The 9,584-nt window shown below is 70.2% G+C and carries 8 protein-coding genes; 4 read left to right on the top strand and 4 right to left on the bottom strand.

The genetic code is table 11. The features are described from left to right. Nucleotides 1–228: 228 nt before the first annotated feature. The 4 genes from VF536_RS26185 to VF536_RS26170 all read left to right on the top strand — a co-directional run bounded on the left by VF536_RS26185 (nucleotide 229) and on the right by VF536_RS26170 (nucleotide 4,448). On the top strand, nucleotides 229–1,896 hold the full coding sequence (locus VF536_RS26185) for a methyl-accepting chemotaxis protein (protein WP_331617885.1): 1,668 nt from the start codon (nucleotides 229–231) through the stop codon (nucleotides 1,894–1,896). Nucleotides 1,897–2,013: 117 nt separating this feature from the next. Beyond that, nucleotides 2,014–2,700 (top strand): class I SAM-dependent methyltransferase, encoded by a 687-nt coding sequence (locus tag VF536_RS26180; protein ID WP_331617884.1) that lies wholly within the window; start codon nucleotides 2,014–2,016, stop codon nucleotides 2,698–2,700. A gap of 73 nt (nucleotides 2,701–2,773) precedes the next feature. Beyond that, the gene (locus tag VF536_RS26175) at nucleotides 2,774–3,817 is read left to right on the top strand and encodes a VTT domain-containing protein (protein ID WP_331617883.1); all 1,044 of its coding nucleotides are present in this window, start codon (nucleotides 2,774–2,776) and stop codon (nucleotides 3,815–3,817) included. A 52-nt stretch (nucleotides 3,818–3,869) separates the two neighbouring features. Then, nucleotides 3,870–4,448: a hypothetical protein gene (locus VF536_RS26170; protein WP_331617882.1), complete on the top strand. Its 579-nt coding sequence runs from the start codon at nucleotides 3,870–3,872 to the stop codon at nucleotides 4,446–4,448. 25 nt (nucleotides 4,449–4,473) lie between these two features. Here the strand turns inward: VF536_RS26170 and VF536_RS26165 are convergent, their stop codons facing one another. The 4 genes from VF536_RS26165 to VF536_RS26150 all read right to left on the bottom strand — a co-directional run. Then, nucleotides 4,474–6,762 carry a bifunctional diguanylate cyclase/phosphodiesterase gene (locus VF536_RS26165; RefSeq protein WP_331617881.1) on the bottom strand — a complete coding sequence of 763 codons (2,289 nt, stop codon included), beginning with the start codon at nucleotides 6,760–6,762 and terminating at the stop codon, nucleotides 4,474–4,476. A gap of 31 nt (nucleotides 6,763–6,793) precedes the next feature. Next, nucleotides 6,794–7,108, bottom strand: a complete 315-nt coding sequence (locus VF536_RS26160) for a cysteine-rich CWC family protein (protein WP_331617880.1) — start codon at nucleotides 7,106–7,108, stop codon at nucleotides 6,794–6,796. A 21-nt stretch (nucleotides 7,109–7,129) separates the two neighbouring features. Next, on the bottom strand, nucleotides 7,130–8,698 hold the full coding sequence (locus VF536_RS26155; RefSeq protein WP_331617879.1) for a malonyl-CoA synthase: 1,569 nt from the start codon (nucleotides 8,696–8,698) through the stop codon (nucleotides 7,130–7,132). Between the two features lie 51 nt (nucleotides 8,699–8,749). Continuing rightward, a partial coding sequence (locus VF536_RS26150) for a Bug family tripartite tricarboxylate transporter substrate binding protein (RefSeq protein WP_331617878.1) occupies nucleotides 8,750–9,584 on the bottom strand: 835 nt, incomplete at its 5' end.

Here is a 9,584-nt window from a genome sequence, read left to right as displayed (position 1 = left end):
CCCCGAGGCGGCGTTCCGCGCCGGCGCCGGACCTGCACGTGGTCCGGCCCGCCGCCGCGCCGGCGAAGCCGCCGGCCGAGCCGGTGCTGGCGGGCGACGACGACTGGACCTCGTTCTAAGCGGGAAAAGTTCTCGCACCGGTCGGCCGGAGTGGATCACTGAGGAGGGCAATGCGCTGCTGTGCAGGCAGGCATTTCCTTTCCTTTGCAACTACTCCTGGGGCAGGCCATGAACGGTTTTTCGGTCAAGAAGCAGCTGACGTTCGCTTTCACCGCGCTGGTCGCGACGGTGGTGCTGGTCAGCGTCGTCGCGTTGTGCAACCTGTCCGACGCCAACAGGCGCTTCGACGCCTTCTTCCACGGCATCAACGACCGCGAAGCACTCGCCTTCGACGTCCGGATCGACGCCAACCGCCGCGCCATCGGCGTGCGCGACATGGTCATCGTGAAGGATGCGGTCGACCTGGAAGCGTCGAAGAAGATGGCGCTCGACGCGCATGCCGCGATCGGTCTGCATCTGCGTGAACTGCGCGACGCGGTCGCCGCGGCGCCGGATGCCACGCCCCGCGAGCGGGAACTGCTGGGTCGCATCGTCCAGGTCGAAGACGGCTACGGTCCGGTGGCCGCGCGCATCGTCGAACTGGCCGCCGCCGGCAAGCGCGATGAGGCGATGGAAGCCATGACCCGCGACTGCCGGCCCTTGCTGGCGGCATTGCTGACAGCGGTGCGGGATTACAACGACTACGCCGCCAAGGCCGGTGTCGAGGTGGCCACCGCCTTCACCGCCCAAGGTGAAGCGCAGCGTCGGTGGTTGACGCTGATCAGTCTGGCCGCCGTCGTCGTCGCCGCCGGCCTGGGCTGGCAGATCACGCGGAGCCTGATGACGGCGCTCGGCACGGAGCCGGCACAGCTCGCGGCCGCCGCTCACCGCATTGCCGCAGGCGATCTGCGACCGGTCGATGGCGCCTTGCCCGCGCCCGCCGGCAGCGTGCTCGCCTCGATGGGCGCCATGCAATCGCAGCTGGTCACCCTGATCGGCCAGGTGCGCGGCTCGGCCGAACAGATCGCGATCGCCAGTACCCAGATCGCGCAGGGCAACAACGATCTTTCCGCGCGCACCGAGCAGCAGGCTTCCGCGATCGAGGAGACCGCCGCCTCGATGGAACAACTGAGCGCGACCGTGCGCCAGAACGCCGACAACGCCCGGGAGGCCAACCAGCTGGCGCTCAATGCCAGCGAAGTCGCCTCGCGCGGCGGCGAAGTCGTGGGACAGGTCGTCGAGACCATGCGCGGCATCAACGACAGCAGCCGCCGCATCGCCGACATCATCGGCGTCATCGACGGCATCGCGTTCCAGACCAACATCCTGGCGCTGAACGCGGCGGTCGAGGCTGCCCGGGCCGGCGAGCAGGGCCGCGGCTTCGCGGTCGTGGCCGCGGAGGTGCGCAGCCTGGCCAGCCGGTCCGCCGGCGCGGCCAAGGAGATCAAGCAGCTCATCGGCGACAGCGTCGCCCGCGTCGAGCAGGGCACCGGCCTGGTCGACCAGGCGGGCGCGACGATGACCGAGGTCGTCGGCGCGATCCGCCGCGTGTCCGACATCGTGGGCGAGATCAGTGTCGCCAGTGCGGAGCAGAGCGTCGGTGTCACCCAGGTCGGGGAGGCCATCACCCAGATGGATCGCGCCACGCAGCAGAACGCCGCTTTGGTCGAGGAAAGCGCGGCCGCCGCCGACAGCATGAGTCAGCAGGCCGCCGAGATGGTCGGCGCTGTGGCGGTCTTCCGCACCAGTGACGACGACCGGTCCCCGGTGAGCACGGAACCCGGAACGGCGCCTCGCGCGGCCGCGGCCGGCGCCAGGAGGGAACCAGCGCTGCGAGCGGCCTATTCTTCGATTTGATGACGGCGTGCGCCCGGGACTTCCCTGTCCCGCAAGAGAAGGATGTCGAGGGGGCCTGCACCTGACTATGCTTCGCGCACCGCCGCGGTGCTCGTGGCGGGCGCCGAGGAGATCTCCATGCCGGCTGTCCGTACCGCCAGTCCCTTGTCCCGATTCGACTATCCGCACTCCGCGCGCCGCGAGATGCTGGCCTTTCTGCCGAAGGACTGCCGTCGCCTGCTGGATGTCGGCTGCAACACCGGCGCCTTCGGGGAAGCCGTCAAGCTGGCCCATCCCGGCACCGAGGTCTGGGGCGTCGAGCCCGACGCCGGCGCCGCGGAGCGCGCCACCGCCCACCTGGACCGGGTCATGCAGGGCTTCTTCGGCCCCTCGCTGACGCTGCCGGAGGCGCATTTCGACGCCATCTCCTTCAACGACGTGCTCGAGCACATGCCCGATCCGTGGGCCGCGCTCAACCACGCCGCGCCGCTGCTCGTCCCCGGCGGCGTCGTCCTCGCCTCGCTGCCCAATCTGCTGCATCTGGACACGATCTGGCCGCTGGTCCACGACCGCGACTTCCGCTACGAGCCCTGCGGCGTGCGCGACCGGACGCACCTGCGCTTCTTCACCCGGACCAGCGCGCTGCGCATGTTCGACGAGTGCGGCTACGAGGTGCTCAGCGTCCAGGGCATCAACGAGCAGTGGTACACCTCCTCGCTCAAGCGCCGGCTGGCCTTCCGGCTCTTCGGGCGGCAGCTCGAGGAGACGAAGTGGGTGCAGTTCGCCTTCGTCGCCCGGCCCAAGGCGCCCCGGCTGGTGTCCTGACGGGTCTCGTGGCGGGCGGCATGAATCGCCCCACCGCCGACGGGTGTCCTCCGCAGCCGCGACAATGCGCCGCATGCGCGCCCTGATCGACCTGCTGATCCAACACGACTTCCTGCTCGTCTTCCTCGTGACGCTGGCCGCGCGCATCGGTGCGCCCGTGCCCGCGGCGCCGCTGCTGGTGGTGGCCGGCGGACTGGCCGCCGCCGGGCGCCTGTCGGCGCTGTCGCTGGTCGTGGCGGCGGTGCTCGCCAACGTCCTGGGCGACGCGATCTGGTTCATCGCCGGCCGCAGCTACGGCCACCGGGTGCTGCGGCTGCTGTGCCGCGTCTCGCTGTCGCCGGACGTCTGCGTCCGCCAGAGCGAAAGCCTCATCGCGCGCTGGGGCGGCAGCTCGCTGCTGGCCGCGAAGTTCCTGCCCGGCATCTCGGTCGTCGCGGCCCCCATGGCCGGCGCGCTCGGCATGGGCTGGCGGCGCTTCATCGCCTACGACGCCGTCGCCGGACTGGTCTGGACGGCGTGTTTCCTCGGTCTCGGGCTGATCTTCAGCGACCAGATCCAGGACGTGCTGGACTTCCTCTCCAACGCCGGCATCTTCGCGGTGGCCGCGATCGTCGCCGTGCTGGCGCTCCTGATCGGCAACCGCTGGCGGCGTCGTCGCCAGATGGCGAAGCTGCAGGGCGAGGTCGAGCGCATCAGCGTCGAGGACGCCGCCGCGCTCTGCGAGCAGGACATGGCGCCGCTCTTCATCGATGTGCGCAGCGACCCCGGCCGTGCCGCCGATCCGCGCACGCTGCCCGGCGCGCTCAACATCCCGCTGACCCGCCTGCCGGAATACGCGGCGCAACTGCCCGACGACCGGCTGCTGGTCCTCTATTGCAACTGCCCGAACGAGGTCTCCGCCATCCAGGGCGCGCACGAGCTCCTCAAGCGCGGTCATCCGCGGGTCCTGGCGCTGGACGGCGGCCTGGACGGCTGGCATGCGCTGCAGCGCGGCCAGGGTCGGGACCGGGGCGACAGCGGCGACGGCGACGCGGCGGGGCAGCCGCCCAAGGCCGCGCCCGTTACGTCGCCCGCGGCGCCCACGGTGACGCATTCGGCGACGCCGGCCGTCCCCTGATCTGAGGAGGGGCGGCTCCCGCGGCTGGCCCGGCGCTTGCATACTCGCGCCCATGAGCGTTGCCGTCCTGCCTGCCGCCTCTCCGGTCCTTGCGCCGACCATCCTCGACCTGGAGGCTTCCGGTTTCGGGCGGGGCAGCTACCCGATCGAGATCGGTTTCGTCGAGGCGGGCGGCCTGCCGTTCTGCTCGCTGATCCAGCCCGCGCCCGACTGGGAGCACTGGGACGAGCAGGCCGAGGCGCTGCACGGCATCACGCGCGAGCTCCTGCTGCGTCACGGGCGCCCGCGTGAATGGGTCGTCGACGAACTCAACAAGCGCCTGGCGGGTCAGACGGTCTACTCGGACAGCTGGGGCCATGACTATCCGTGGATGAGCAAGCTGTTCGACAGCGTCGGCCGCCTGCCGCGTTTCCGGATCGAGGATGTGCGGCGCCTGCTCAGCGAGGACGAGGTCCAGCGCTGGAACACCGTCCAGCAGGAGGTCCGCGCCGAGGCCAAGCTGCGGCGTCACCGCGCCAGCGCCGACGCCAAGGTCCTGCAGATGACGCTGATGCGCCTGAAGCATGGCCCGTCGACGCCGACGGCGTCCCTGGACGGCCGCAGCCCGGGCGACTTCGGCAACTGCGGCTGACCGCGCACCGCATCGCACCGCCCCGCTACTCCGCCGACGTCTTGCGCTCCGCGCAGAGGCTGCCGCTCGATCTCCCCCGGCCGGCCCGCTTGGCGCGATAGAGCTGCTCATCGGCCTGCGTGACGAGGTCGTCGATGTCCGCCTGCCTGGCCCACTGGACGCAGAAGCCGACACTGGTGCCGATGTGGAGTTCGAGCGCACCGATGCGGAACGGCAGGGTCAGTGCGTGCACCAGTTTGTCGGCGACGACCTGCGCGTCGACCGGCTTCGCGACGTGGCTGAGGAACACCGCGAACTCGTCGCCCCCGATGCGGGCGACCAGGTCCTGCGGTCGCAGCGCATGCCGCAGCCGGCCGGCGACGGCCTTGAGCAGCGCGTCGCCGACGGGGTGGCCGTACTCGTCGTTGACGGGTTTGAAGCGGTCGAGGTCCAGGTACAGCAGCGCCACCAGTTCGTCGCGCTCCGTCGCGCGGCCGAGCGCCGCGTTGACCTGCGACGCGAAGCCCGCGCGGTTGAGCAGCTCGGTCAGCGGGTCCGTGTTGGAGGCCCGCAGCAGCCGCATCTGTTCCTGCTTGACGTCGGTGACGTCGCGCGCGACGCCGTAGGCGCCGATGATGGTGCCGTCGTCGGTGACCAGCGGCGCGTAGGTGAGTTCGACGTAGCGGGTCTCGCCGCGGTCGTCGCCGTCTAGCGGCATCGGGCGGCTGACGCCGTCGTCGTCGCGCATCTCCACCACGCTGGTCTCGCCCGCGAAGGCGCGTTGGATCAGCGGATGCACGGCCGGGTACAGGTCGTCGAAGACGTCGGACGCATGGCGCCCCTGCCAGGAGTTCTCCGGGATGTCGAAACGGCGTTCGAAGGCCTTGTTGCAGAACAGCACGCGCTCGTCGGTGTCGACCGCCAGCATCATGACGTTGACGCTCTGCGCCATCGCGCTCATCACGGCCTGGCTGCGTTCGCGCTCGCGCCGGGCGGCGAATTCGGGGGTGATGTCGGCGACCGTGCCGGCGTGCGCGACGATGCGTCCGCCCAGCCGCATCGGCCGCATCCGCAGCCGGACCAGCAGCTCCGTGCCGTCGCGGCGCGCCAGCTGCCGCACGCGGTCGACCGGCTCGCCCACGGCGACCAGCGCCGCCCACTGCTCGCGCGTCAACTCGCGTTCCGTCGCGGGCAGGCGGTCCAGCCAGCCCCAGGCCAGGTCCTTGCGATCGACCTCCAGCAGACGCAGGTAGGTCTCGTTGGCATACACGGTGCGGCCCAGCAGGTCGCAGCGGAACAGGCCCATCGGCGACGCGTCGGCGGTGGCTTCGCGTTCAGCCTCGCGCAGCCGGGTGCGCTGCTGCAGCCGCGTGAACCAGGCCATCAGGCCGACCGCGATCACGGTGACCAGGAGCGAGAAACCCAGCACCGCGCGGCGCTGCTGCAGGTAGCCGGCGAGGATGCGGTCGCGCTCGAAGGACACGAACAGGCGCAGCGGGTAGTCCTGCAGCACACGGTACGAGACGATGCGGTCCTGCCCGTCCGCGGGGCTCTTCGCCACCATGAACTGGCCGCTGGCCGGCGGGCTCGGCGGCAGCACCTCGCCGCCGGGGACCAGCCGCATGTTGGTGCCGACAAGACCTGGCACTTCCGGCCAGCGTGCCATGGCGACGCCGTCGTCGCGTTCCAGCAGCACGGCCATGCCCGAACGCATCGAGCGCGTGCGGTACACGCGCAGCAGCGCGTCGAGATCGATGAAGCCGACCGTCGCGGTGAACGGGCCGGTCGGCGCGCTCAACCGAGTGGCCATCGGCAGGACGAAGTGGGCGCCCGGCCGCAGCCGGATCGGCGTGCCGAGGATGACGCTCGGTCCGCCCGGCCGACCCAGCTCCGACAGGAAGCTCTTCGGACCGAGGTCGACATAGGGTTCGCCGGTGACCGACGGGATGCGCCACAGGCGGCCGTCCGCGCTGGCGAGCATCACGTCGGTGATCCCGCGCGAGTTGTCGCGCAGCGAATCGGCCATCAGGGACACGGTGGCGTCGAGGTCCTGGCGTTCGTTCCTGCGGGTGAGCAGCAGCAGGTCGAGGGTGCGCAGGCTGCCTTCGGTCTCGCGCAGGAGCTGTTCGGTGTCCTGGGTCGCGTTCAGGGCGATGCTGTGCAGGTCGTCCTGCAGGTCCTCGACCAGCGACTTCGGATAGATCAGCGCGAACCACAGCACCAGCGCCCACAGCACGACCAGCACCAGCCCCAGCGCCAGGAAGGGGCCGACAACCAGCAGGCGCCTGACCCGGAGGCGCTCCGCGACGGACTGGCTGAATGAGGAGGCGGGCATCGGTCGGATTGTGGCCGTGCCGCGTACGTCTTCAAACGCCCAACAACGGGGGCGGGGGCGGGTTTTTCGGCGCGTCCGGCACGTGGCTGTCCGGATCGTCGCGGGCCAGTTCGCCCAGGCAGCGCAGGCACAGGCACCGGTCGGGCCAGCGCGCGGCGAGTTCCCGCTTGAGACCCTCGCCCAGTCGCGTGCCGAAGCAGGCGCACCAGCCGTCGTTCACGCCGCAATGGAAACCGCCGCCGCAGCGCGGGCAGGCGGTGTCCAGGGCGTTGACCTGAACGGACGTGTCGGTCGTGCTGGTCGTGCCGCCCGTGTCGGTGGTGGGGAGCGGCGTCGGCGTGCTCATGACGACGATTGTCGGCGATGCTCAGCCGAACAGCCCCTGATGCCGCTCGCGCAGCAGGTTCTTCTGCACCTTGCCCATCGCGTTGCGGGGCAGCTCGGGCTCGACGAAGACCCGCTTGGGCACCTTGAAGCCGGCGATGCGGTCCTTCAGCGCGGCGATCAAGGTCGCGCCTTCGAGCGCGGCGCCCGGGCGCGGCACCACCACGGCGATCACGCCCTCGCCGAAGTCCGGATGCGGCACGCCGATGACGGCCGACTCCGCCACCCCGGGCAGCTCGTTGAGCCAGCCCTCGATCTCCGCCGGGTACACGTTGTAGCCGCCGGTGATGATCAGGTCCTTGCTCCGGCCCACGATGGTCACGTAGCCCCGGTCGTCGCGCCGGCCCACGTCGCCGGTCTTGAACCAGCCGTCGGCGGTGAACTCCTCCTTCGTCTTCTCCGGCATGCGCCAGTAGCCCGAGAACACGTTGGGGCCGCTCACCTGGAGGTGGCCGATCTCGCCGTCGCCCGTGCTCGGGCAGGGCGCGCCCGCATCGTCGACGATGCGCAGGCCCACGCCCGGCAGCGGACGGCCGACCGTGCCACCGCGGCGCTCGCCGTCCTCTTCCTTGTACGGATTCGAGGTCAGCATGACCGTCTCGCTCATGCCGTAGCGCTCCAGGATGGTGAACCCGGTGCGGCGCTGCCACTCGTGGAAGGTCTCGATCAGCAGCGGCGCGGAACCGCTGATGAACAGCCGCATCCGCGCGCAGGCCTCCTTCGTCAGCGTGGCCTGCTCCAGCAGCCGCACGTACAGCGTCGGCACGCCCATGAACAGCGTCGCGTCGGGCAGCCGCGCGATCACGCCGCGCGGATCGAAGCGGTTGAACCACAGCATCTTCGCCCCGGCCAGCAGCGCGCCGTGCGAGGCCACGAACAGCCCATGCACATGGAAGATCGGCAGCGCGTGGATCAGCACGTCGTCCGCCCTCCAGCCCCAGGCGTGCTTGAGCACCTCGGCGTTGGACAGCAGGTTGCCGTGGCTCAGCATCGCGCCCTTGCTGCGACCGGTCGTGCCGCTGGTGTAGAGGATCGCCGCCAGCTCGTCGGCCTGCTTTTCGGCGACCTGGTGCGTGTCGGGCATCTGCACCGCGCGGTCCAGCAGCGTGCCGCTGCGGTCCTCGTTCAGCGTGAACACCCATGGCACCTTCGCCTGGAACGCCAGCTTGCTGATCCAGCCGAAATTCTTCCCCGCGCAGACGACCACGGCCGGCTCCGCGTTGCCGATGAAGTACTCGAGTTCGGCGGCCTGGTAGGCCGTGTTCAGCGGCAGGTACACATAGCCGGCGCGCAGCACCGCGAGGTACAGCAGCAGCGCTTCGACGCTCTTCTCCGTCTGCACCGCGACGCGGCTGCCCGCGGGCAGGTCCAGCGATTCCAGCAGGTTGGCGATCATCGCCGTGGCGCGGTCGATGTCGCGCCAGCTGTAGCGCTGGCCGGCGTCGGGACCGTCGGCCAGCTCGATCGCGCAGGCGTCCAGGTCGTCGGAGAAATTCGCGCGCAGTGCGGCGAACAGGTTGGCGTTCGCGGTGGCTTTCAGGGGAGCGTTCATGTCGGGAGTCGCAGGCCGGAGTTCAGGCAATCGCTATCGGAGCAGTCTGGATCAATCCAGTTTCGCACCGCTGCGCTTGACCACGTCGGCCCAGCGCACCACCTCGCCGTGCACGAACTTGCCGAACGCGTCGCCGTAGAGCGTGGGCATGTCGGTGCCCAGGCCGGTCCAGATGGTCTTCAACTCCTCGGTCGCATAGGCCTTGCGGAGTTCGGCCTGCATCGCGGCGATCACTTCCTTCGGCGTGCCCTTGGGCGCCCACAGGCCGTACCAGGTCGCGACCTGGTACTGCGGGATGCCGGCTTCCACCGCGCTCGGGATGTCCGGGAAGCCCGGCGCGCGCTTGGAGGAGGCCACCGCCAGCGCCTTGATCCGACCGCCGCGGATGTGCGCGGCCGACGATCCCAGACCGTCGAACATCAGGTCCACCTGGCCCGCCATCAGGTCCTGCAGCGCCGGGCCGGCGCCGCGGTAGGGGATGTGGGTGATGAAGGTCTGCGTCTGCAGCTTGAAGAGCTCGCCCGCCAGGTGGTGCGAGGTGCCGTTGCCCGCCGAGCCGTAGTTCAGCTTGCCGGGGTTCTTCTTCAGGAATTCCAGGAGGCTCTTCACGTCGGTGGCCTGCACCTTCGTCGGGTTGATCACGATCACCTGCGGCACGCTGGAGACCAGGGCGACGGGAATGAAGTCCTCCTCGAGCTTGTAGTCGAGCTTTGGGTACATGCTGGGCGCGATGGTGTGGTGCACCGCGCCCATGAAGAAGGTGTAGCCGTCGGGCGGGGCCTTGGCCGCGATGCCGGCGCCGAGCGTGCCGCCGGCGCCGCCCTTGTTGTCGATCACGAACTGGCGGCCGGTGTTCTTGGTCATCACCGCGAACAGCGGACGCGCG

This window comes from Roseateles sp. (genome assembly GCF_036486225.1).
GTDB lineage: Bacteria > Pseudomonadota > Gammaproteobacteria > Burkholderiales > Burkholderiaceae_C > Roseateles.
The sequence above is the reverse complement of the archived record's forward strand: the minus strand, read 5'-3'. Positions and strand labels throughout refer to the sequence as shown.